Annotated in this window: 19 protein-coding genes; 9 read left to right on the top strand and 10 right to left on the bottom strand. The window is 65.2% G+C overall.

The window, feature by feature from the left end:
- Position 1 precedes the first annotated feature (1 nt).
- The 9 genes from HLH34_RS16100 to HLH34_RS16060 all read left to right on the top strand — a co-directional run bounded on the left by HLH34_RS16100 (position 2) and on the right by HLH34_RS16060 (position 11,201).
- The gene (locus HLH34_RS16100; RefSeq protein WP_183120584.1) at positions 2–820 is read left to right on the top strand and encodes a peptidyl-prolyl cis-trans isomerase; all 819 of its coding nucleotides are present in this window, start codon (positions 2–4) and stop codon (positions 818–820) included.
- Positions 801–1,853, top strand: coding sequence for a HupE/UreJ family protein (locus HLH34_RS16095; RefSeq protein WP_183120583.1), 1,053 nt, complete (start codon positions 801–803; stop codon positions 1,851–1,853). The genes HLH34_RS16100 and HLH34_RS16095 overlap by 20 nt, the downstream gene beginning before the upstream one ends.
- Positions 1,850–3,427: a tetratricopeptide repeat-containing sulfotransferase family protein gene (locus tag HLH34_RS16090; protein WP_183120582.1), complete on the top strand. Its 1,578-nt coding sequence runs from the start codon at positions 1,850–1,852 to the stop codon at positions 3,425–3,427. Before HLH34_RS16095 ends, HLH34_RS16090 begins: the two co-directional genes overlap by 4 nt.
- Positions 3,428–3,531: 104 nt before the next feature.
- On the top strand, positions 3,532–4,863 hold the full coding sequence (gene urtA, locus HLH34_RS16085) for an urea ABC transporter substrate-binding protein (protein WP_183120581.1): 1,332 nt from the start codon (positions 3,532–3,534) through the stop codon (positions 4,861–4,863).
- Positions 4,856–6,502 (top strand): urea ABC transporter permease subunit UrtB, encoded by a 1,647-nt coding sequence (urtB, locus tag HLH34_RS16080; protein WP_183120580.1) that lies wholly within the window; start codon positions 4,856–4,858, stop codon positions 6,500–6,502. Before urtA ends, urtB begins: the two co-directional genes overlap by 8 nt.
- Positions 6,499–7,620, top strand: coding sequence for an urea ABC transporter permease subunit UrtC (gene urtC, locus HLH34_RS16075; RefSeq protein WP_183120579.1), 1,122 nt, complete (start codon positions 6,499–6,501; stop codon positions 7,618–7,620). The genes urtB and urtC overlap by 4 nt, the downstream gene beginning before the upstream one ends.
- Positions 7,617–8,357 (top strand): urea ABC transporter ATP-binding protein UrtD, encoded by a 741-nt coding sequence (gene urtD, locus HLH34_RS16070; protein WP_183120578.1) that lies wholly within the window; start codon positions 7,617–7,619, stop codon positions 8,355–8,357. The genes urtC and urtD overlap by 4 nt, the downstream gene beginning before the upstream one ends.
- Positions 8,358–8,368: 11 nt before the next feature.
- Positions 8,369–9,064, top strand: a complete 696-nt coding sequence (gene urtE / locus HLH34_RS16065) for an urea ABC transporter ATP-binding subunit UrtE (RefSeq protein WP_183120577.1) — start codon at positions 8,369–8,371, stop codon at positions 9,062–9,064.
- On the top strand, positions 9,051–11,201 hold the full coding sequence (locus HLH34_RS16060) for a xanthine dehydrogenase family protein molybdopterin-binding subunit (protein ID WP_183120576.1): 2,151 nt from the start codon (positions 9,051–9,053) through the stop codon (positions 11,199–11,201). The genes urtE and HLH34_RS16060 overlap by 14 nt, the downstream gene beginning before the upstream one ends.
- Before the next feature lie 168 nt (positions 11,202–11,369).
- Here HLH34_RS16060 and HLH34_RS16055 read toward each other — a convergent pair whose 3' ends face one another.
- From HLH34_RS16055 to HLH34_RS16010, 10 genes are all read right to left on the bottom strand, one after another.
- Positions 11,370–11,972 carry a nitroreductase family protein gene (locus HLH34_RS16055; RefSeq protein WP_183120575.1) on the bottom strand — a complete coding sequence of 201 codons (603 nt, stop codon included), beginning with the start codon at positions 11,970–11,972 and terminating at the stop codon, positions 11,370–11,372.
- 336 nt (positions 11,973–12,308) lie between these two features.
- Complete coding sequence (locus HLH34_RS16050; RefSeq protein ID WP_183120574.1) at positions 12,309–12,815, bottom strand: flavin reductase; 507 nt, start codon at positions 12,813–12,815, stop codon at positions 12,309–12,311.
- A gap of 81 nt (positions 12,816–12,896) precedes the next feature.
- The gene (cuyB, locus tag HLH34_RS16045; protein ID WP_183120573.1) at positions 12,897–13,592 is read right to left on the bottom strand and encodes a cysteate racemase; all 696 of its coding nucleotides are present in this window, start codon (positions 13,590–13,592) and stop codon (positions 12,897–12,899) included.
- A 1-nt stretch (position 13,593) separates the two neighbouring features.
- Complete coding sequence (locus tag HLH34_RS16040) at positions 13,594–14,274, bottom strand: aspartate/glutamate racemase family protein (protein ID WP_204738696.1); 681 nt, start codon at positions 14,272–14,274, stop codon at positions 13,594–13,596.
- 101 nt (positions 14,275–14,375) lie between these two features.
- Positions 14,376–15,332 (bottom strand): N-carbamoyl-D-amino-acid hydrolase, encoded by a 957-nt coding sequence (locus HLH34_RS16035; RefSeq protein ID WP_183120571.1) that lies wholly within the window; start codon positions 15,330–15,332, stop codon positions 14,376–14,378.
- A gap of 216 nt (positions 15,333–15,548) precedes the next feature.
- The gene (locus HLH34_RS16030) at positions 15,549–17,186 is read right to left on the bottom strand and encodes an ATP-binding cassette domain-containing protein (protein WP_244960008.1); all 1,638 of its coding nucleotides are present in this window, start codon (positions 17,184–17,186) and stop codon (positions 15,549–15,551) included.
- Positions 17,186–18,043, bottom strand: coding sequence for an ABC transporter permease (locus HLH34_RS16025; protein ID WP_183120570.1), 858 nt, complete (start codon positions 18,041–18,043; stop codon positions 17,186–17,188). Before HLH34_RS16025 ends, HLH34_RS16030 begins: the two co-directional genes overlap by 1 nt.
- An 8-nt stretch (positions 18,044–18,051) precedes the next feature.
- Entirely contained in the window at positions 18,052–19,077 is a 1,026-nt protein-coding gene (locus HLH34_RS16020; protein WP_220792217.1) for an ABC transporter permease, read from the bottom strand.
- Positions 19,078–19,095: 18 nt separating this feature from the next.
- Positions 19,096–20,709, bottom strand: coding sequence for an ABC transporter substrate-binding protein (locus HLH34_RS16015; RefSeq protein WP_183120568.1), 1,614 nt, complete (start codon positions 20,707–20,709; stop codon positions 19,096–19,098).
- A gap of 47 nt (positions 20,710–20,756) precedes the next feature.
- Positions 20,757–22,202: an NAD(P)-binding domain-containing protein gene (locus tag HLH34_RS16010; RefSeq protein ID WP_183120567.1), complete on the bottom strand. Its 1,446-nt coding sequence runs from the start codon at positions 22,200–22,202 to the stop codon at positions 20,757–20,759.
- Positions 22,203–22,358 lie beyond the last annotated feature (156 nt).

Raw genomic sequence — 22,358 nt, 5'->3', positions numbered from 1 at the left:
CATGATGCCCCCTCGTGACGATGCCCGGGACATGGGCGGCCCCGCGTGGCGGGACGCCGTGCCGTTCCTCGCCTTTCTGGTGATCGGCGGATGCTGTTTCCTGCTGTACTGGGTGCTGGAGGGGTGTCGTGAGACGATCGACATTCCGCGGTCGGTCCAATGGACATTGTTCGACGATTACGCGACGCTTTCCGGGCACGAGCCCGATGAGAAGGAGAGGCGCACGGTCCTCGACGGCTATGTCGCCGACGAGATCCTGTTCAGGGAATCGCTGCGGCGGCGGCTGTACCTTGCCGACGGCAATATCCGGCAGCGCATGATCGACCAGGTCCGTTTCATGGTCGGAGGTTCGCCCCCGGACCCGACCGAGGCGCAGATGCGGGCCTATTACGCCGCCCATCCGAACCTCTATCGCGGCGAGCCCGAGATCAGCTTCCGCCATGTCTTCTTCCGTACCGCGCCGCAGGATCCCGTCTCCATCCTCATGGCGCTGCGCCAGGGGCAGGAGGTGAAGGGCGATGATTTCTGGATGGGCCATGATCTGCCCGCCTATGGCCAGTCGATGATCAGCAGCATGTTCGGGCTCGACTTCCTGCATGCGCTGCAGGCCGCGCCGGCCGGCACCTGGACCGGCCCGATCCGATCGAGCCGGGGCTTTCATTTCGTTCGGGTCGAGGCCCGCACCCCCGCGACCCAGGCCCCTTACGACAAGGTGCGCGACGCCATCCGGGCCGACATGATATCCGAGGAACGCGATGCCGCGATCGCGGCCGAGGTCGCGCGTTTGAGAAGGGATTTCGATGTCGCCGTGGAACGATAGCACCGTGCGGCGGATGCGGTGCGCGCTCCGCGCGGGGCTGGCCGTGGTCGTCGCGTCGCTGGGCCTGCTGGCATCGCAGGCCCGTGCCGATGTCTTCAACGCGGGCGATTTCAGCTTCACGCGCGGTGCCGCCCCCGGCACCTATGTGCTGACGGTGGACCTGCCGCAGAGCGTGGCGACGCCCGAGCCCCTGGGCCTGCCCCGGGGCTGTGTCACGACGGGGCGCGAGGAGACGGGCGGCGGCGCCCGGGTGGCAATCGCGGTCACCCTGCGCTGTGACCATTCGCTGACGCCCGCCGAGCGGATCGACACGCCCTGGCGCCTCGACGGGGCGACCTTCCAGAGTGCCCTCAGCGCCGATCATGCCCGCCACCCCGTGGAACTCGAGGCCGGACGCGCCGCGCTGGCGGTGGCCCGGGGCATGCCGGTCGTGCGGTCGGCGCCGGCGGTCGTGGCTTATTACGCCGAACTCGGCATCCTGCACATCCTGACCGGCTGGGATCATCTGACCTTCGTGCTGTGCCTGTGCATGCTGACGGGGGGCGCGCGGCTGCTGCTGCTGATCACGACGTTCACGATCGGCCATTCCATTTCGCTGGCGCTGTCCTTTCTGCATGTGATCGACGTGCCCGAACCGCCCGTCGAGGCCGTGATCGCCCTGTCGATCATGTTCATGGCGCAGGAAGGCGTGCTTGCGCCCCGGCGCATGGCGGGGGGGCGTTTCCCGCTGGGGCGCTATGCCTTCGTCGTGGGCAGCTTCGGCCTTCTGCATGGGCTGGGCTTTGCCGATGCGCTGCGCGAGATCGGCGTCGCCCCGCCCGAGCGCCTTGCGGCGCTGGTCAGCTTCAACGTGGGGGTGGAAATCGGCCAGCTGATTTTCGTGGCGATCGTGACGTTGAGCCTGCTGCTTTTCCGGAGTCTGGGCGTGGCGCAGGCTGTGCGGGGCGTGGCGCTTTATGCGGCGGGTTCGATGGGCGCCTTCTGGATGATCGACAGGATCGCCGCGATGTTCGGGCTGGTGGCCGCGCTATGAGGCCCGATCTGAGGCAGGCGCGCCATGCGCTGGCACGGGGCGAGCCGCTTCAGGCCCGCCAGATCGCCGCCGCCGTCGCCGCGCGCGAGCCCCGCTCGGCCGAGGCGCATTTCCTGATGGGGATAGGCGACGTCACGCTGGGCAATGTCGGCGGGGGGACGGCGCTGTTGCAGGCCGCGACCGAACTGGGCCGTTCCGCCGAATATTTCGCGCAGTTCGCCCGGTGCCTGCTGCTGCTGAGACGGGACGGGGAGGCTGCTGCGGCGCTGCGCGAGGCCGAGGCCTGTCTGGTCGCGGGCGAGAAGGCGGATGCGCTGACGCGGGATACGCTGGGGTGCGCCTATGCGCGCCTGACCGAACACGAGGCGTCGATTCCGCATTTCGCGGCCGCGGTGCGGGCCACGCCCGATGACATGCAGTTCCGCTACAATCATGCGGTGGCGCTGAGCTTCGTCGGGCGCGTCGCGGATTCGGAACAGGCGTTCGAGGCGCTGCTGGCGCGCGCGCCCGGCCATGCGCGGGCGCATCACACGCTGGCCGGCCTGCGTCGCCAGACGGCCGAACGCAACCACGTGCCGCGCCTGCGCGCGGCGCTGGCGGCGGCGCGCGAGCCGGAGGCGCGGCTGCTGCTGGGCTACGCGCTGTCGAAGGAACTGGAGGATCTGGGCGAAACCGAGGAGTCCTTCCGCTGGCTGTGGGACGCCAATGCGGCGCATCGCCGCACATTGCCCTACAGCTTTGCACGCGATGCCGAGGTCTTCGACGCGATGGAGGCCAACTGGCCGGTCTGCGCGGCTGCCCCGGTGACCGATCCGCCGCAGGATGCGCCGATCTTCGTGATCGGCATGCCGCGCACCGGCACCACCCTGGTCGACCGGATCCTGTCGTCGCATCCGGATGTCGTGGGCGCGGGCGAACTTCAGGCCTTTCCCATCGCGGTCAAGCTGGCGTCGCGCACCCGCAGCCGCACGGTGCTGGACCCCGAGACCATCATGCACGCGGCGGGGAAGGACCAGGGGGCGATCGGGCGGGCCTACATGCAGCGTGCCCTGGCGCACGTGCCGCAGGACGGCCGTCGGTTCAGCGACAAGTTGCCCGGCAATTTCCTCTATGCCGGCATGATCGCCCGCGCCCTGCCGCAGGCGCGGATCGTGTGCCTGAGGCGCCATCCGATGGACACGGTGCTGAGCAATTTCAAGAATCTCTTCGCCACCACCTCGCGTTATTACGATTACAGCTACAGCATCGAGGACATCGCGGAATATTACGTGCGCTTCGACCGGCTGATGCGCTTCTGGCAGCAGGCGGTTCCAGGCCGGGTGCTGGAGGTGCGGTACGAGGAGATCGTCGCGGACCAGGAAGGGGTGACGCGGCGCCTGCTCGCGCATTGCGGGCTGGACTGGGCGGATGCGTGCCTGTCCTTCCACACCAATGCGTCGCCGGTTTCGACCCCCAGCGCGGCGCAGGTCCGTCGCCCGATCTATCGCGACGCGCTGGCCCGCTGGCGGCGCCATGCGGCCGCGCTGGAACCGGCGCGGCGCATCCTTGAAAGGCATGGCATCGCCATCGACTGACGCGCTTCACGTCGGTGGGAAGGGTGGCATCTACGCCAGATTGCGTATGGCCAATCCCTCGCGGATACGGGACCAATGGCGCCATGTCAGAAGGAATGGACGACATGACGGACCCGACGATGCGCATTACCCGCCGCGACTTCGCCCGCTTCAGTCTTGCGGCATCGGCGGCGATGCTCGGCGGAAGCCGGACGCTGCGCGCGGCGCCCCCGTCAGGCGAACCCATCCGCATCGGCGTGCTGCATTCGCTGTCCGGCACGATGGCGATCAGCGAGACGACGCTGAAGGACGTGATCCTGATGCTGGTCGAGCTTCAGAACAGGAAGGGCGGCGTGCTGGGCCGGCCGCTGGAGGCGGTGGTGGTCGATCCGGCCTCCAACTGGCCGCTCTTTGCCGAAAAGGCACGGCAGCTTCTGGCCGTGGACAAGGTGTCCGCCACCTTCGGCTGCTGGACCAGCGTGTCGCGCAAGGCCGTCCTGCCGGTCTTCGAGGAACTCGACGGCATCCTGTTCTATCCCGTTCAGTACGAAGGGCAGGAATGCAGCCGCAACGTCTTCTACATGGGCGCGGCGCCGAACCAGCAGGCTATTCCGGCGGTCGACTACCTGCTGAGCGAGGATGGCGGCGGGGCGAAGCGCTTTGCGCTGGTCGGCACGGATTATGTCTATCCGCGCACCACCAACCAGATCCTGCAAAGCTACCTGAAGCAGAAGGGCATCAGCGATGCCGATGTCATGGTCAATTACACGCCGTTCGGCCAGTCCGACTGGCAGACCATCGTCTCGCAGATCAAGACGTTCGGCTCGGCCGGCCGGAAGACGGCGGTGATTTCCACCATCAATGGCGACGCCAACGTTCCTTTCTACAAGGAACTGGCGGCGCAGGGCATTTCCGCGACGGACATCCCCGTCATGGCGTTCAGCGTCGGCGAGGAAGAGCTTGCAGGCATGGACACGAAGCCTCTGGTGGGGCAGCTGGCCGCCTGGAACTATTTCCAGAGCATCGATACGCCGGCCAACCAGGCCTTCATCCAGGAATGGCGCGCATTCACGAAAAACCCCAGGCGCACCACCAACGATCCGATGGAGGCGCATTATATCGGCTTCAACCTGTGGGTTCAGGCCGTGACCAAAGCCGGCACCACCGACCATGACAAGGTGATCGAGACCATGGTGGGGCTGAAGCAGCCCAACCTGACGGGCAGCGTCGCCGAGGTCCTGCCCAACCATCACATCACCAAGCCGGTCTATATCGGCGAGATTCAGGAGGACGGCCAGTTCAACGTCGTCTGGCAGACGCCCCGCGCGGTGCCGGGCCAGGCGTGGTCGCCCTTCGTGCCCGAGACGCGGAACCTGATCGGCGACTGGCGCGCGCCGATTCGCTGCGGCAATTACGACACGGTAAAGAAGGCCTGCCTCGGCACGCGGCATGTCTGAAAGACGGCGCCGGGTCGCGCTGCTGGTGCTGCTGGGCGTGGTCCTGGCGGGCGCCCCGGCCCCTTCGCGCGCCCAGACGTCGGATAGGACGACGTCCGATGCGGCATCCCCTGTCGACCCCTTTGCCGGACTGACCTCGCCGCACTTCGAGGCGATCGCGGCGGCGGTGGGCCGGTTGGGGGCCGAGGGCGCGCCCCAGGCCCAGGCCGTGCTGCGTGCGCTGTCGGCGCACCATCTCTTCGTGGCGGAGGACGGTGGTCTGTACGTCCGCGAGGGCGAAAGCTGGACCGACGCCCGGACAGGCGCCCCCGTGGCGTCCGCGCCGGCCGGGGCACGGATGGTGCGCGAGAACAACCGGGTGCGCGGCGCGCTGGCCCAGGCCATGGCCGGGCAGGCCCTTCTGGGCGGCGACGCGGCCGCGCGCCGCGATGCCGCCGTGCGGCTGGCCGACCATCCCGACCCCGCGATGCTGCCGGTGGTCGAACGCGCACTGGCGACGCCGCACGAGGCGGGGCTCGATGTGCCGCTGCAGCGGGCGCGGGCCGCGATGCTGCTCAGCCCGGGGGCCCCCACGACCGGGGAGCAGGCGCAGAGCGCGGCCGTGCGCGTCCTGCGTGACGCCGGCGGGCTGGACGCGCGCGCGGTACTGGCGCGTTTCGCCGCCGACGAGGCCGCGCCGGCCGAGGCGCGGAAGGCAGCGCGGCGCGCGATCGTGACGATCGACCGGCGCATCCGCCTGTGGAACCTGGGGCAGCAGGTGTTCTACGGCCTCAGCCTCGGCTCGGTCCTGCTGCTGGCGGCGATGGGGCTTGCGATCACGTTCGGCGTCATGGGCATCATCAACATGGCCCATGGCGAACTGGTGATGCTGGGGGCGTACACCACCTACCTGACCCAGAAGACGCTGACGGCGGTGGCGCCGGGACTGGCGGCCTTCAGCCTGCCGCTGGCGGTTCCGGTGGCCTTCCTTGTCTGCGGCGCGGCCGGCATGCTGATCGAGCGCGGGCTGATCCGTTTTCTCTATGGCCGCCCGCTCGAGACGCTTCTGGCCACCTGGGGGCTGTCGCTGGTCCTGCAGCAGGCGGTGCGCTCGCTGTTCGGGCCGACGAACGTCGCGGTGGCGACGCCGGGCTGGCTTGCGGGGTCGTTCCAGCTTGGCGGGCTGACGATCACGCTCGACCGGTTCGCGATCATGCTGTTCGCCGGGGCGGTCATGGGGGCGGTGCTCCTTGTGCTGCGCCGCACGGCGCTGGGCCTGCAGATGCGCGCCGTGACGCAGAACCGGCGCATGGCGGCGCTGATGGGCATCCGCACCGCGCGCGTGGACGCGCTGACCTTCGGGCTGGGCTCGGGCGTCGCAGGCCTGGCGGGGGTCGCGGTCAGCCAGATCGACAATGTCAGCCCCAACCTGGGGCAGGGCTATATCATCGACAGCTTCCTGGTCGTCGTGTTCGGCGGCGTGGGGAATCTGTGGGGCACGCTGGCGGCGGCGATGACGCTGGGCGTGGGAGGCAAGGCGCTGGAACCGCTGGTGGGCGCGGTGTCGGGCAAAATCCTGCTGCTGCTCCTGGTCATCCTGTTCATCCAGCGTCATCCGCGCGGCATGTTCCCGCTGCGGGGCCGGGGGGTGGAATCATGACGGGCGGGTTTGCTTTCCGCGGTGTCGTGCGCACCGCCGCCGCCGTGCTCGCCATCGCGGCCCTGCTGGCGCTGGGCAGCCTGCTGCCCCAGTCGACCCCGTTGAGCGTCTCGCCCTTCGTCGTGACGCTGGCCGGCAAGTATCTCGCCTATGCGATGCTGGCGCTGGCGGTGGATCTGGTCTGGGGCTTCGTGGGCATCCTGACGCTGGGCCATGCGGCGTTCTTCGCGCTGGGGGGCTATGCCATGGGCATGTACCTGGTGCGCGAAATCGGGGCGCGGGGAGTGTATGGCAATCCCGACCTGCCGGATTTCATGGTGTTCCTGTCGTGGAAGGCGCTGCCGTGGTACTGGTGGGGGTCGGACCATTTCGTCGTGGCGGCGGTGCTGGTGCTGGCCGTGCCGGGCGCGCTGGCCGCGCTGTTCGGCTGGCTGGCCTTTCGCTCACGCGTGGGGGGGGTCTATCTGTCGATCATCACCCAGGCCCTGACCTATGCGCTGATGCTGGCCTTCTTCCAGAACGGGCTGGGCTTCGGCGGTAATAACGGCCTGACCGATTTCAAGGACGTTCTGGGCTTCGACCTGCACCGGCCGGGAACGCGCGCGGCGCTGCTGATGATCAGCGCGCTGGTGCTGGCCGGGGCGATGCTGGCGACGCGCGCGCTGGTCGGGGGCCGTTTCGGGCGCCTGCTGATCGCGGTGCGCGACGCCGAGAGCCGCACGCGCTTCCTGGGCTATCGTCCCGACCAGGTGAAGCTGCTGGTCTGGGTGGTCTCGGCCCTGATCGCGGCAGTGGGCGGCGCGCTGTACGTGCTTCAGGTCGGCATCATCAATCCGGGCGAGTTCGCGCCCGCCAATTCGATCGAATCCGTGATCTGGGTGGCGGTGGGCGGGCGCGGCACGCTGTCGGGCGCGGTGATCGGGGCGGTGCTGGTCAATCTGGGCAAGACGCTGTTCACCGCGTGGCTGCCCGAATTGTGGCTGTATGGGCTTGGCGCGCTCTTCATCGCGACGACGCTGTTCCTGCCCCAGGGGCTGATGGGGCTGGGGCGCCATCTCGTCCGCCGTCGCGCGGAGGTGACGCCCGAAATCACCCGCCCGGCAGGAGACGCGGCATGAGCGGCGAGGCCCTTCTCGAACTGCGCGGGGTGTCGGTCAGCTTCGACGGTTTCCGCGCGATCAACGATTTGTCGCTCAGCCTGCGGCAGGGCGAGATGCGCGCCATCGTCGGGCCCAACGGCGCGGGCAAGACGACGATGATGGACATCATCACCGGCAAGACGCGCCCCGACACCGGCGTCGTGCGGTTCGCCGGCCACGATCTGACGAAGCGCGACGAAGCCGCGATCGCCCGGCTGGGCATCGGCCGCAAGTTCCAGAAGCCGACCGTCTTCGAGGCGTTGTCGGTGCGCGACAATCTGCTGCTCTCGCTCAAGGGGCTGCGTTCGCCATTTGCGCTGTTGTTCGCGCGCGAGACGGCGGAGGAGGCCGGGCGCATCGACGCGCTGCTTGAAACCACGCGGCTTGCCCCGCACGCGCGGGTGCAGGCGGGGGGGCTCAGCCACGGGCAGAAGCAGTGGCTGGAGATCGGGATGCTGCTGGGGCAGGAGCCGCAGCTTCTGCTGGTGGACGAACCAGTGGCCGGCATGACCGATGCCGAGACGATGGCGACGGCGGACCTGCTGCGGGACATCAACCGCACGCGCAGCATCGTGGTGGTCGAGCATGACATGGAATTCGTGCGTGCGCTGGGCGTCGGCGTGACGGTGCTGCACGAGGGGTCGGTCCTGGCCGAGGGGGCGCTCGAGGCCGTGAGCGCCGACCCGCGCGTGATCGACGTCTATCTGGGGCGGTGAGGGACATCGGCATGCTCAGGGTCGAGGATATCCGCCTTCATTACGGTGCGGCGATCGCGCTGCGGGGGGTCTCGCTGGAGGCCCATCCGGGGGCCGTCACGTGTCTGCTGGGCCGCAACGGCGTGGGCAAGACCAGTGTCTTGCGCGCGGTCACGGGCATGCACGCCGTCTCGTCGGGCCGCATCCTGTGGGAAGGGGAGGACATCACGGCCCTGCCCGCCTGCGAGCGGGCGCGACGCGGCATCGCCACCGTGCCGCAGGGCCGCGACATCTTTCCGCTGCTGACCGTGCGGGAGAATCTCGAGACGGGATTCGGGCTGCTTCCGCGCGGACAGCGCAAGGTACCCGACACGATTTTCGAGACGTTCCCGGTGCTGGCGCAGATGCTCAACCGGCGCGGGGGCGATCTTTCGGGCGGGCAGCAACAGCAGCTCGCCATCGCCCGCGCGCTGGTCATCCGGCCCCGCCTGCTGGTGCTGGACGAGCCGACGGAAGGCATCCAGCCCAGCATCATCAAGGATATCGGCGCCGTCATCGCCCTGCTGCGGCAGCGGGGCGACATGGCGATTCTGCTGGTGGAGCAATATTTCGACTTCGCCTATGCGCTGGCCCAGTCCGTCGTCGTGCTCGATCGCGGGCAGGTGGTGGCGTCCGGCGCGGTCGGGACGCTGGATGTGGACACGATCCGGGCCCATGTCGCCATCTGACGGCACGGGCCTGACGCGGCGGCGCCTGCTGGCCGGCGGCGGCCTGGTGTTGGCCTTTGCCGCCGCGCCCCGCGCGCGGGGCGACAGTCTGTCGCGGCCGGACGCCGGCCCGGTGTCGCTTGGCGGCTTCGTCCGGATTGGCGTGGACGACACGATTTCCCTCGTCGTGCCGAATATCGAGATGGGGCAGGGCATCTACACCGCCGAGGCGATGTTGATCGCCGAGGAACTGGAGGTCACGCTGGAGCAGGTGCGGGTCGTGACCGCCCTGCCGCAGGATCTTCCGGCCGCGCCGCCGGAGTTGCTGCGGACATTGTCGACCGGCGGTTCGAAATCGATCCGCAAGGGGTGGCGTTCGTTGCGCGAGGCCGGGGCGGCCGCGCGGATGATGCTGCTGACTGCCGCGGCCGGGCGCTGGGGCGTGCCGGTGGAGGCGTTGCGCGCGCAGGCGGGCGTCGTGTCCTGTCCGGCGCGGGGGCTGGAGGCGCGCTACGGTGCCCTGGCGGAGGCCGCCGGCGCGCTGCCGGTGCCGACGGCCGTGCCGCTGCGCGAGCGGTCGGCGTGGCGGCTGATCGGCCGGCCTGTCCCGCGTCTGGACGTGCCGGACAAGACGACGGGCCGGGCGATGTTCGGCATCGACCTGCAGGTGCCGGACATGGGCTACGGCGCCGTGTCGGCCTGTCCGGTGCCGGGCGGCACGCTGGCGCGGATGAACGAGGCGGCCGCCCGTGCCGTGCCGGGCGTGACGGATGTCGTCAGCATCGGCACCGCCGTCTGTGTGGTCGCCCGGCGGTACTGGGCCGCACAAAAGGGGCTGGCGGCCCTCGACCCGCAATGGGACGGCGGGGCGAACGCCCGCCTGTCGTCGGCCGACCTCATGCAGGCCCTGCGCCAGGGCGCGGCAGGGGGCACGGCGGTCATCGCGCGGGACGCCGAGGGGATCGACGCGGCGCTGTCGGAGGGCGGGAGGCGGGTCGAGGCGGTGTATGAGCTGCCTTTCCTGGCGCATGCCGCCATGGAACCGATCAACGTGACAATCCATCTGCGCGCCGATGGCTGCGACGTCTGGGCGGGCACGCAGGTGCCGACGCGCGCACGTCAGATCGTGGCCCGGCTGACCGGCCTGCCGCCCGGGCGGGTCGCCATCCACAACCAGATGATCGGGGGTGGCTTCGGGCGCAGGTTGGCCACGGATTCGATCGAGCAGGCGGTCCGCTTCGCCGGGCACCTGTCACGGCCGGTCAAATTCATCTGGAGCCGCGAGGAGGACATCCGCCAGGATCATTTCCGCCCCGCCTATTGCGACCGGATGGCGGCGTCGCTGGGGGCGGATGGCCTGCCGCGCGCCTGGGTCCATCACGTCACCGGCGGGTCGGTGGTCGACCGGTCCATGCCCGGCGGCCTTCCGGCGGGGCAGCTCGACCATGACGCCGTCGCCGGCGCGGTGGACACGCCCTACGACCTCGGGCGCATGCGGGTGATGTGGACGCGGGTCGATCCGCCGGTGGCGATCGGCTGGTGGCGGGGCGTGGGGCCGGCGCACAATGCCTATGTGGTCGAGAGCTTCATCGACGAGCTGGCCGAGGTCGCCGGTGTGGACCCCGTCGAGTACCGGCGGCGGCTGTTGGGGAAAAATCCCCGTTCGCGCGCCGTCCTCGACCGTGTGGCGCGCGAGGCCGGATGGGGCGGTCCGCTGCCGCCGGGGACGGGGCGGGGCGTCTCGCTGCACAATGCGTTCGGGTCCTGTTGCGCCGCGATCGTGGAGGTTTCGGCCCCGCCGGAGGGGGCGCTGCGGATCGTGCGGGCCACGGTCGCGGTCGATTGCGGTATCGTGGTCAATCCGGACACGGTACGCGCGCAGATCGAGGGCGGATTGCTCTTCGGGTTTTCGGCGGCGCTCTATGGCGAGATCACGTTCGCGAACGGGCGTGTCGAGCAAAGAAATTTCAATGATTACCGCGTAATGCGGATCAACGAATGCCCGGCCATCGCGGTCTCGATCATCCCCAGCGACGAACCGCCGGGCGGCATCGGCGAGGTCGGTACGGTGTCGGCCTTTCCCGCCCTGGGCAATGCAATTTACGCGGCAACGGGGCAACGGCGGCGGCGCTATCCTTTCGTGAAGTCTGGCGTCTGATCGGCGAAAGGCAGCAGGTCGCGCATCCGGTGTGCGTGGTATGGCCGTAATTGAGGTCTGGACGGGGCGAGGGAGGGGCCGTGGAATACGCTCCCTTGAACGGGCGGACGGGTTCAACAACCGCCGCCTGTTCGATCTGGTCGGGAACAGCCCCCGCCGAAAGGCGCCTCAGCTGGCGGGGTAGGGACCTTCAAACATGATTTCATCAAGCGGCCGGCGGGTCGAGGGAACCTCTCGGATGGCCAGGTCCTCGGGCAACAGATCCGGCGATCCCTGCTTTCCGATGGCGATGACTGTTTCAAAGGCATAGGACGCCGGCAGACCGAGACTGGCATGCGTTTCGTCCACGTTGCTCACGCCGCTCATGGTATGGGCGGACCAGCCTGCATAGGTTGCCTGAAGCAGAACCAGCATCGCGGCGGCGCCGGCATCATAGGAATGCGTGCGTGAAAAGACGGGGTCCGGCGTGGTACGGGGGATCATGGTCTTGCAGGAGGCAACGTACACCAGGGCCGCCGCAGACTTCGCCCAGCGCTGGTTGACGGGTTTCAGCAAGGACAGCAGGTGCCCCCAGTGCGGCGTATCCCGGCGGGCGTACATGAACCGCCAGGGCTGCGAATTATATTGGGAAGGCGCCCAGCGCCCGGCCTCGAGAATCGCCTTCAGTTCTTCCTCGGAAATGGTTTCCCCGGTAAAGGCGCGAGGAGACCAGCGGTCGACCAGAAGCCGGAGGATCGAAGGATCCGCAGTACGATTGTCGGCGCGAGTCATGGAAAACTTCTCCTTTTCATATCTTTACTTTAACTGTGGAGACCGGCCCCACGCGGGCAAGGTGAAGGGCGCCGCTTGCAAGTCGCGGCCGGAGAATCGGTAGCCATGAAAACGGTCGTCTTTGGAAATCATCCGCCCGGCCGATAATTTCGAACGAAACGATCGCGAGTATAAAATAATATAATTATCCATATATAGATGGTAGCGAACTATGTAAGTAAATATATCCGGCCTGGTCAGGGGCTGGCAGGGGTCAAACTAGACAGTGTTGCCGCCACTGACAACCGTCCTGATTATCAGCAGATTGGCCCCATCATACGAGAGAGTTATAGAGTTTTAAATTTGGCTTCCGAAGGCGGATGGGTCCTGCAGTTCATGATAGCTGCGGCCGAGCCAGATCAGGCCTTCCCGATTGTCTGCCAGCCTGACGGCCTGAACGGTACAGAACAAAACGTCATGCGTTCCGACGCTGGTGACTTTATCGATGATGCAGTCGAAATTCACCGTCGCGCCGACCAGGGCAGGCGCCTGCGTCTTCAGACGGGTCCATTCGGCCTGGCCGAAACGGTCATCCATGGACAAGCGCCGGCTTGCGAAGCCATTGGCAAGCGTCTTGTGGTCGCCCCTGAGGACATTGACGCACAGGACTTTGTTTTGAAGAAAAGCCTCATGGGAACTGACGGTCCGGTTCATGCAGACAAGCAAGGTCGGTGGGGTGTCCGTGACACTGCATACGGCGGAGGCCGTGAAGCCGTGTCGCCCAGCGGCCCCATCCGTTGTGATGATATTGACGGCCGATCCAAGCCACGACATGCCTTCCCGGAATAATGCACTTTCAACCATGGCTTTTAATGTATCCAGTCATTCTGAGTTCGCGAGGCGTCATTGGTATAAAGTCTCTGAAAATTCACGTCGTTCGAAAAATCAGGACGTACCGTCCGAAATATATCTTATGCAGCGCCGGGCCAGCGCTTTCGTCGAGTCGACATGAGGCAGGATATCGTCAAACACCTCCTTGATAAGAGGAAGCTCCGTGCAGCCCAGTATGACGGACCCGGCGCCTCTCTGACGAAAAGACTGAACCGCCTGTATGGCAAACGGCTTTGCCATTTCGGATTGTCCACCCTTTATCAATTGTATGGTCCGGTCCACCAGATGCTGTTCCGTCTCGGTCGGGACGATGCACCCATATCCGGCCTGGGCAAGTTTGCGTTCGTAGAAGCGCGAGCGAAGGGTCCCCGCCGTTGCCATGATTGCGACGCCACCGGAGCGCAGGTCGGTGTTTTCATCCAGTTCTTCGCGCACCGCATCGACGATATGAAGAATCGGGATGGTGACGCAGCCGGCGATCTGGTCGTAGAAATGATGAGCCGTGTTGCAGGGGATCACGATTGCCGTCGCCCCGGCGCGCTGCAGGCGCAAGGCGTAGTCGCGCAACATGGGCAGCGGCGAAGGGACGGTCGAATCGATAATCGATGAACTGCGATCCGGTATTGTCGGATCGGAAAAGATCAGGAGCGGAACATGGTCCTGATCGCGCCTGGCCGGGGTGGACAGGATCACCTGTCTCATGAAATCGGCTGTTGCCGCGGGCCCCATTCCCCCCAGGACGCCGATCATCTTATGGGTCGGATTCATTCAGTCTGCTTTCGCGAAGGGTGCACAGGCCGAGCGCCATCGCAACCGCCGAACTTGTCGGATCGATAACGGGCATTCCAAGCCTGTCTTCCAGAGACGACCGGAAATGGGCCATCCCGGCGCATCCCATGAGGATGACATTGGCCCCCCCGGATGCCAGCGCGCGACCGGCTTCCACCATCTTTTCGATCAGCAGGGGGGACGTCGCTTCCTCGGCCGTGGCGGAAATGGCGGCGCTGCCGGCATAGCGGGACGTCAGCCCCATCATGCGGACCATCCGGCGCTGACGAAGGGTCGACAGATCGGACAGGGAAATGATGCCGAACTGGTCGCCGATCGTCAGGGCATGCAAGATGGCGCTTTCACCGCAGCCAAGAACGAGAGAACCTTTCGACTCCTCCCGGGCTCCGGTCAGTCCCGGGTCGCTGAAACAGGCGACGACATAGGCCGATGCCCGTTCCCTGCGGATGGTCTGCTGCACCAGGGGGGCGACCATATCGGCGTCCTGCTGCCGGGCAATTCCCGGGGGAGCCGAGGGATGGTCGCAGACGTCGATTGTGAACGACGTCTGCTTCCGTATCGCATTCAATTCGCGGTCAATGACCTGGGTCACGCGCGTGGACGCGTTCGGGTTGATGACCAGTATTCGTTTTTTGTCCGACATGGAAGGCAGCCTATCTTGCGTGTTGCCCCAGGTTATCACAGGTCAAGGCTTGAGAAGCGGCGTCGTTTCCACGAACGTGGGAACCATCTTTCGGCCTGCGGTTATTCCGCAACCGTCTCCGGCACGCACCCGACGCCCGTCTGTTCGACGATGCGGGAATACCAGTGGGGACGACGATGGGATTCGAAGTTGAACATTTTCGATTTTCCCTGCTCGCACAAATCGAGATCGCAATCTGCAACCGCAATTTCATCGGCAAGCGTTTTGGTTTCGGCGACGATGCGGCCGTTGGGGTCCACGATGCAGGAGCCACCGATCAGCCCCGATCCATCCTCATTGCCGGCCTTGGCGACCGCGACGGCCCAGCACGCGTTCATGTAGGCATTGGCCTGAACGACCAGCTGCGCATGGAAGGTGCGCAGTTCGGCGGATTCCGACTCTCCGCCATTGGGATCGTACGCCGCGGAATTATATCCCACACACAGCAGTTCCATCCCTTGCAGGGCGAGGCACCGCCAACCCTCGGGCCAGCGACGGTCGTTGCAGATCAGCATGCCCATGATGGCATCCTGAAGATCCTTGCCGCCCCGGAATGCGGGGAACCCCATGTCGCCGTATTCGAAGTAACGCTTTTCAAGCTGCTGATAGACGGCATTCGGCCGGGGCTCGACAGAACCGGGAAGGTGAACCTTCCGGTATTTGCCGACAATATTGCCCTTCGTATCGACCATGATGGACGAATTGAACCGGCGGTTGTCCGGCGTGATTTCGGCGTATCCGATATAAAAACCGATCTTGAGTTCACGCGCCCGGTCGAACAGGGGCTGGACGTTCGGATTGGGCATCGCGCTCTCGAACTGAGAGTCCAGGCTCTGGCCGTCCAGTATCCAGCGGGGGAAAAACGTTGTGAACGCCAGTTCCGGAAAAACGACCAGATTCGCGCCCGCATCGGACGCTTTTTCGAGGAGTGCGATGATCCGGTTGAGGGTGGCCTCCCGACTGTCGTTCTTTTGGGTCGGTCCCATCTGGGCCGCAGCGATCCGAATAACGCGACTCATATTTCTCTCGCATCGATGTTGGGAATGGAAGGATTCATGATCCGGCCACAGGTATATGGTAATACTGATGGTATCCAATCGCCTGATTGGATTCAATATTACCCCTTATAAAGAAAACCTCGATCCTATTTGGATTGGTTATATGAACGGGTGTCCGTCCGAGGCGCCGCCGATGCCTGGCCGATGGCGCTTGCCTCTGTCGTCGTCTCGGGTGCTTTACGATCCGGCGAACTCGGTTCCGGTGGCTGCTGCGGCCTCCTGTGATGCGGGTCGGAAATGTGGGATCGCAGCCAGAAGCTGCGCCGTATAGGGTGCCCGTGGGTTCTGGAAAACCTCCTCGCAGTTTCCGGTTTCGACGATCTTGCCGTTCTGCAGGATGACCATCCTGTCGCAGATCATCCTGACGATGTGCAGGTCGTGACTGACGAAAAGATAGGACATGCCCTTCTCGCGTCGCAGCCGTTCCAGCAATGCAAGAATTTCGGATTGGGCCAGGACGTCGAGCGCGGCCGTCGGTTCGTCCAGAATCAGCAGTTTCGGATCCACGGAGATGGCCCGTGCGATACCTACGCGCGCGCATTGTCCACCCGAAAGCTGATGGGGGTAACGGTCGAGCAGAGCGGGAGCCAGGCCGACATCTGCCGCGCATTTCTCGACGTGATGCCGCAGCGCGCCGGGGTTTCTGGCGGGGCCCAGCCGGCGCACCGGGTCGGCGATCGAGTCAAATGCGGTGAAACGGGGATTGAGGCTTCCGGCCGCATCCTGAAACACGAGTTGTATATGGGGTCTCTGTTCCGCCCGAAAGAAGTCGCGCGCCCCGATCGTGCCGATCGACCGGCCCTCGAACCTGATGGCGCCGTCGTCCGGATCCAGCAGTCGGCCGACAAGGCGGGACAGGGTGCTTTTGCCCGACCCGGATTCCCCGATCAGGCCGAGGCTCTCGCCCGGTGCGATGGCGAACGAAACACCGTCGACCGCGAGATGGCCATTGGCGTAGCGCTTGCGAAGGTTTGAGACTTCCAGGAGGGGGCGCCGCTTCCGGGAGGTCGTCTTCCCGGCCGGGTGGGGTTGGGCCGGGTGCATGGTCATGCAGGCATCGACCAGCCGCTGCGTATAGGCGTGTTGGGGGTTCGAAAAGATCCTGGCTGGCGAGCCGGATTCGACAACCGTGCCTTTCTGCATGACGGCGATGGAATCGCAGTATTGTGCCGCCAGACCGAGATCGTGCGTGATCAGCATCATCGACATGGCCCGTTCCCGCGACAGGCGGAACAGCAGGTCCATCACCGCTTTCTGGGTCAGGACGTCGAGGCCCGTCGTCGGTTCATCGGCGATAATGACGGATGGCGAGCATGCTATAGCCATGGCGATCATGACGCGCTGGCAGAGTCCCCCGGACAGTTCGTGCGGATAGACACCCATTCGACGGGAAATATCCGGAAAATTGACCGATTCCAGAAGATGTATGACACGTTGCCTGATCGCGCCGCTGTCGAGGGACTCATGGGCCCGAATGACATCCGACAGCTGATCGCAGATTCGCCGGGTCGGGTTCAGTGCCGCGCGTGGGTTCTGGAAGACCATGGCGATGGATGCGCCGCGCAGGTGGCGCGGCGTTCGGGCGGTAATATCCTGATCCTTGAACCGGATACGTCCGCCAGTTATGGATGCCTGCTGCGGCAGCAAGCCCATGACCGAAAGACCGGTAACGGATTTTCCCGACCCGCTTTCGCCGACGACGCCAAGAATCCTGCCCTGTTCCAGGGACAGGGATACGCCGCGCAGTGCATCGAAATGGCTGTTCCGGCCCGCGAACCTGACGCTGAGGGCATCGATGTCCAGTATGCCCTGCATCATGTCCGTGTCCTTGGATCCAGAAGGTCGCGCAGTCCGTCGCCCAGAAGATTGAAACACAGGATCGTCAGCATCAGGACCGAGCCCGGGAAAAGCACCAGCCACCACCGGCCCGACGACATGAAATGCGCCCCGTTCGCAACCATTACCCCCCATTCGGGGGTCGGAACCGTGATGCCCAGGCCAAGAAAGGACAGGCCCGCCGCGTTCAGGATCGCCCATCCCAGATTGAGCGATGCCTGGATGGCGACGGTCGGCAGGATGTTCGGCAGCAGGAAGGCGATGACGATGCGCGATGTGCCGTTGCCGGACAGATGCGCGGCCTCCACCCAGCCCAGGTGGCGGCGGGCGGCGACCTCGGCCCTTGCTACGCGAATATAGAAGGGAAAATTGATGATCGCGGTCGCGTAAATCAGGTTTTCAACCGAATTTCCCAGTGCCGCGACCAGCGCCATCGCCAGGACAAACAGGGGAAACGCCGTCAGCACATCCACCACCCGCCCCACCAGACGGTCCAGCCGGCCGCCGAGATAACCGCAGAAGCAACCCACGGTCACGCCGGCGGCCAGCGACAGGCTGACGGCGGACACCGCGATGGTCAGGTCGAGACGACCGGCCGCCAGAACACGGCTGAGAACGTCGCGCCCCAGTTCGTCCGTTCCGAACCAGTGGTGCGGTCCGGGCGCCTGCAGGGCATGCGGCACGTCCGAGGCCAGCGGATCGTACGGCGAGATCCATGGGGCGGTAAGCGCGAGAAACGCCAGCATAAGGGTGCCGCCCGCGGCGATGCCGGTCGTCGGGCTATGGCTGAAAAATCGAGCGGCGGGAGACACCCGTCTTGCCGTCAGGGAGGGCATTGTCGTTTTCACTCCATCGATACGCGTGGATCGACGAGGCCTTGCAGTATATCGACCAGCAGATTGACCATGATGAACAGGATCGCCATCAGCAGGATAAAGCCCTGCACGGGCGCGTAATCCGACGCAACGAGCGCGTCGAGGGCATAGGACGCGACGCCGGGCCATGAGAAAACCTTCTCGACCAGAACGTTCGCACCGAGCATGGTCGAAAAGACGATGCCGACCGTCGTCAGGATCGGCGACAGGGCATTGCGCAACGCATAGACGGTGACGATGCGCCATGTCGGAAGACCCATGGCGCGTGCCGTGCGGATGAAGTCGGAATTCATGACCGTCAGCAGCGAGGCGCGCGTCATGCGCGTCAAGGGAGACAGCACGAACAACGCCATCGTGACGGCCGGGAGCAGAAGCTGCCCCGCGGCCTCCCGCCACCCGGCGGGGTCGCCCGTCAACAGAAAATCGACGAGCAGAAAGCCGGTGATGTCATGCGGCAGCGGCGTGAATATGTTGATGCGGCCGGTAGGGTCCGGCACGAGGCCGAAGATGTAATAGAAGACATAGATCAGGAAAATAGCCGATACGAAAGGCGGAATGCAGAAGCATATTGTGCATAGCGTGCGGATGCATTGATCCCACCGGCTGTTTGCGTACCATGCCGAGACAATGCCCAGCGGCAGCGAGAGCAGCAGGCTCAGGCCCAATGCCGTCAGGGTCAGTTCGAGCGACGCCGGAAGCCGGGCCCGAATATCGTGCATCACCGGCTGACCGGTGGTCAGGGAATTGCCAAGATCGCCGGTCACGATCCCCGCGACATAGTGCGCCAGCTGAATGGGCATCGGCCGGTCCAGACCCATCTTGTGGCGCAGACCGTCGATTTCGGCCTGGCCGGCATTGGGGCCCGAGGCGAAATACACCGCCGGATCGCCGGGGAGAACCCGCATCAGGATAAACGTAAAGACGATCACCCCCAGCAATGCGGGCAGTGACGCCAGGGCGCGTGCGCCGATCCGTCGCCGGAATGTCTGCATCATGGACATCGTTCCTTCCCGTCAGACGCGGCGCAGATTTCGAAAATCGATCTGGCGATGGAACTGGTAGGTAAAGCCGTCGATGTCCGGCGAGGTCACCGCATCCATGTTCGGCTGCCAGAGCATGATCAGCGGGACCTGATCGGCCAGAAGCGCGATCATCTTCCGGCATGCGTCCTCGTATCGGGCCCTGTCGGTTTCGAAGCGTGCGGTGCCGGTCAGCTCGACCATTTCGGGAGAGCGCCAGCTGGAGAAGTTCCAGCGCTGATTGCGGGTGAAATAGAGATAAAAGAAATAATACGTGCGCTGGATCCAGCCGGCGGCGGTGTCCGTGTAGAACGGCAGTCTCTTTTCGGCCTCGAGCGTATTGAACTCGGCATCCGGCAATTTGCGGATATCGACCTGGATGCCGATCCGCTTGAGGGCTTCCTGTATCAGCGCAGCCATGGGTTCGGCCGTCGTGGCCTGGCTGGTGGCGTAGGAGAAGGTCGTGGCGAACCCGTCGGGAAATCCGGCCTCGGCCAGCAGGCGTCGTGCCAGCTTCAGGTCGGTCGCCAGTGGCAGGGCCTGGGGGAAGGAAATATCCGGCGGCACTTCCCGCCAGTCCGCATCGAACAGAGGATGGCCCCGCCCGAACAGGCTGGCGGTAAACATGTCCTGGTAGGGCAGCGCCGATGCGACGGCCCGCCGGACTTTCACATTGTCGAATGGCGGGCTCTGCGTGTCGAAGGCGAGGTGCGTGAAGCAGTTGCTTTGGAAAACCGAATTGATCCTGACACGCCTGCGGGCCGTCATGGCGATGACGTCGTAGGCTTCCAGATCGATGACGATGTCCGCGTCGCCACGCTCGATCAGGCTGGCGCGCGTCGTGGCTTCGGGGACCGTCTGGCTGATGACCCGTTCGAAAAAGGGCGATGTGCCGGACGAACGGGCGCCCCATGCATCATTTCGGGTCAGGATGATATTGACGCCGGGGGTAAAGCGTTCGACCCGGTAGGCTCCTCCGGCGGCCGTATTCTGCTGCATCCATTGCTGGGCCCAGGGATCGTCGGGCGTGGCATGTCGGCGGGCCAGCCGGCTGTTGATCATGATCGCGTACGGCATGGCAAGATTGGCCAGCGCCAGACGGTCCGGCCGGGGCAGCAGGATTTCGATCGTCCGCGCTCCGGCAACCCGGAACTGTTCGGTCGATGTCAGGGAACCGCTGGAAAATTGGGGGGCGGTCAGCGATCTGGCCGAAACGCCACGGTCGAGAGACCATTTGACGTCGTCGACCGTAACCGGCGTTCCGTCATGCCATGTGGCATCGGGACGCAGATGCAATGTGATCGTGCATCCGTCGTCGCTGATCTCGTACCGTTCGGCCAGTTCGCCCGTGATGACGTCCGGATCGAATGTCCAGATGGACCCGGATTGTTTTCTGCCGAACGTCACCAGCCGATCGTAGACATTCATGCTGACGCCGAATGATTCGTGCGTGGCGCCCAGCATGGTCGGGTCCAGCGTGTTGACGGTATTTCCGGTGATATGCCGGAGGGTCGTTCCGTTCTGCCGCGCATTGGCCATGACAGGCAGAACGGCCGGCGTGGCGAAGGAGAGTGCGCCGAGAAGACCCTGCCTGCGGGTAATGCCCATGCCGCGTGCTCCTTCATGACCGATGCCACCGCATGGCGTGCCCGAGGTCACGCCCGCGACGGCCATCGAATCTCCGCCTGGCGGACGTCGTACCGCAGCAGGTCGCCCCAATAGGCCTCGATATCGTCCCGGAACAGATGGCTGGTGATGCCGCTGACCAGTTTCGGGACGGCGAATTTCATGGCGTTGATCGAGGATCCGGACGGCCCGAAGCTCATGGTCGACGCGATGGAGAAGAGATGGATGTGTTTCAGCCAGGGCGTCAGGCCGGGTGTCTTTTCCTGCAAGGTGTAATCCGCCCCCAGGTATGGGAAACGCGACAGCCGTGGATTGCATTCGTCCGGCGGCGGCGCGTAGCGGTCACCCCAACTGGCGATATTGTAGGCGACGTGGGACAGTTCGGGACGGGTGCCCGGGTCGATCTCGATCCCGGTGCCGCAAATCGCGAAATCGGCCTGAAAGGTGCCGGTCGGGATCGTCAGTTCGACGCCACCGGCGTGGACGCGTGCGTCCGTCCACGGGCTTTGCGTATGCAGGAAAAAATTCGGATGACGTGCGCACCGGTCCCAGGTCGCCTGCGGAAAGCCTTCGCGCAGGCTCAGGACATGTTGCATGATCCGCCACTTCCACGCATCGTCCAGTTCCGAAAAGTGACAGAGAAATCCCGTAAATGTCAGCCAAAGATAGGGCTGGACAAGCTGAAGGTCCGGACGCCGGCAGAAGAGGTGGACCTCTTTCGCGCCGGCCTCAAGGGCCATGGCGGCGTTATCGAAAGCCGATGCTCCGGCGCCCAGCACGGCGACGCGCTTATTGCGAAGGGCGGAAAAATCGATCGGATCGGCCGTGTGGGCGCGCAACGCGGATGGCAGTTCCGCGATGAACGAGGGCATCGTCCAGCGCCCCAGACTGTCCTGGCCCGTGGCCAGAACCAGCTTGCGTGCGTATCGGACCTGTTCGACGCCGGCGGCATCGCGCAAGGTGACGGCGAGATAATCGCTCCACGGTGCGACACCGGCCAGGCTCATGCCGTTATGGACCGGAAGTTCGAGCGTATCACGCAGCCAGAGCAGATACTCCGCCCAGTCTTCGCGTGGAATCAGGTTCAGATCGTCCCAGTCCTGCTTTCCGAATTTTTCCTCGTGCCATGTCTGGTACGTCAGAGCCGGGATGTCGAGGTCGGGGCCGGTGAACTCCTTCGGGCTTCTGAGCGTGCGCATGCGCGCGTAGGTCAGCCATGGCCCCTCCATGCCGCGTTCGGCCTGATCGACGATCAGGAAATTCGTCACCTGCGCGCGTTGCAGGCCAAAGCCTGCGGCGATGCCGCTCTGTCCGGCCCCGACGATCAGGACGTCAAGAACGGGCGTTCCGTCAGGGCCTGGATGGGGAATGGTCCACGGGCGCTGGGGATGGGCGATCCGGACCAGTTCGTCGCGGGCCCGATGACGCAGGGCCTGCAGGCGATGGTCACTGGCCTTGATCGGATCTTGATGCATGACAAAGGGACGCTCCTGGATCCGATGCAGATGTCGAAAGGCTATCATTCCGGGTTCGACATGCAAGGCGGGTCCGGCAGGGTCTCTATGAAAAATGGACGGAGACTATTTTTAAAACTTATCGACAGGCAAGGGTGGTGGAGAAAGAGTGGCGCG

The sequence above is a fragment of the Gluconacetobacter azotocaptans genome (assembly GCF_014174355.1).
Classification (GTDB): domain Bacteria; phylum Pseudomonadota; class Alphaproteobacteria; order Acetobacterales; family Acetobacteraceae; genus Gluconacetobacter; species Gluconacetobacter azotocaptans.
The sequence above is the reverse complement of the archived record's forward strand: the minus strand, read 5'-3'. Positions and strand labels throughout refer to the sequence as shown.

What these genes read in the sequence shown, in the direction of transcription:
- HLH34_RS16095 (WP_183120583.1), top strand. Translation starts at nt 801, where the DNA reads ATGTCGCCGTGGAACGATAGCACCGTGCGGCGGATGCGGTGCGCGCTC.
- HLH34_RS16055 (WP_183120575.1), bottom strand. Translation starts at nt 11,972, where the DNA reads ATGACTCGCGCCGACAATCGTACTGCGGATCCTTCGATCCTCCGGCTT.
- HLH34_RS16015 (WP_183120568.1), bottom strand. Translation starts at nt 20,709, where the DNA reads ATGGGCATTACCCGCAGGCAGGGTCTTCTCGGCGCACTCTCCTTCGCC.
- urtD (WP_183120578.1), top strand. Translation starts at nt 7,617, where the DNA reads ATGAGCGGCGAGGCCCTTCTCGAACTGCGCGGGGTGTCGGTCAGCTTC.
- urtE (WP_183120577.1), top strand. Translation starts at nt 8,369, where the DNA reads ATGCTCAGGGTCGAGGATATCCGCCTTCATTACGGTGCGGCGATCGCG.
- HLH34_RS16100 (WP_183120584.1), top strand. Translation starts at nt 2, where the DNA reads ATGATGCCCCCTCGTGACGATGCCCGGGACATGGGCGGCCCCGCGTGG.
- cuyB (WP_183120573.1), bottom strand. Translation starts at nt 13,592, where the DNA reads ATGATCGGCGTCCTGGGGGGAATGGGGCCCGCGGCAACAGCCGATTTC.
- HLH34_RS16035 (WP_183120571.1), bottom strand. Translation starts at nt 15,332, where the DNA reads ATGAGTCGCGTTATTCGGATCGCTGCGGCCCAGATGGGACCGACCCAA.
- HLH34_RS16040 (WP_204738696.1), bottom strand. Translation starts at nt 14,274, where the DNA reads ATGTCGGACAAAAAACGAATACTGGTCATCAACCCGAACGCGTCCACG.
- urtA (WP_183120581.1), top strand. Translation starts at nt 3,532, where the DNA reads ATGACGGACCCGACGATGCGCATTACCCGCCGCGACTTCGCCCGCTTC.
- HLH34_RS16050 (WP_183120574.1), bottom strand. Translation starts at nt 12,815, where the DNA reads ATGGTTGAAAGTGCATTATTCCGGGAAGGCATGTCGTGGCTTGGATCG.
- HLH34_RS16010 (WP_183120567.1), bottom strand. Translation starts at nt 22,202, where the DNA reads ATGCATCAAGATCCGATCAAGGCCAGTGACCATCGCCTGCAGGCCCTG.
- urtB (WP_183120580.1), top strand. Translation starts at nt 4,856, where the DNA reads ATGTCTGAAAGACGGCGCCGGGTCGCGCTGCTGGTGCTGCTGGGCGTG.
- urtC (WP_183120579.1), top strand. Translation starts at nt 6,499, where the DNA reads ATGACGGGCGGGTTTGCTTTCCGCGGTGTCGTGCGCACCGCCGCCGCC.
- HLH34_RS16030 (WP_244960008.1), bottom strand. Translation starts at nt 17,186, where the DNA reads ATGCAGGGCATACTGGACATCGATGCCCTCAGCGTCAGGTTCGCGGGC.
- HLH34_RS16025 (WP_183120570.1), bottom strand. Translation starts at nt 18,043, where the DNA reads ATGCCCTCCCTGACGGCAAGACGGGTGTCTCCCGCCGCTCGATTTTTC.
- HLH34_RS16090 (WP_183120582.1), top strand. Translation starts at nt 1,850, where the DNA reads ATGAGGCCCGATCTGAGGCAGGCGCGCCATGCGCTGGCACGGGGCGAG.
- HLH34_RS16020 (WP_220792217.1), bottom strand. Translation starts at nt 19,077, where the DNA reads ATGATGCAGACATTCCGGCGACGGATCGGCGCACGCGCCCTGGCGTCA.
- HLH34_RS16060 (WP_183120576.1), top strand. Translation starts at nt 9,051, where the DNA reads ATGTCGCCATCTGACGGCACGGGCCTGACGCGGCGGCGCCTGCTGGCC.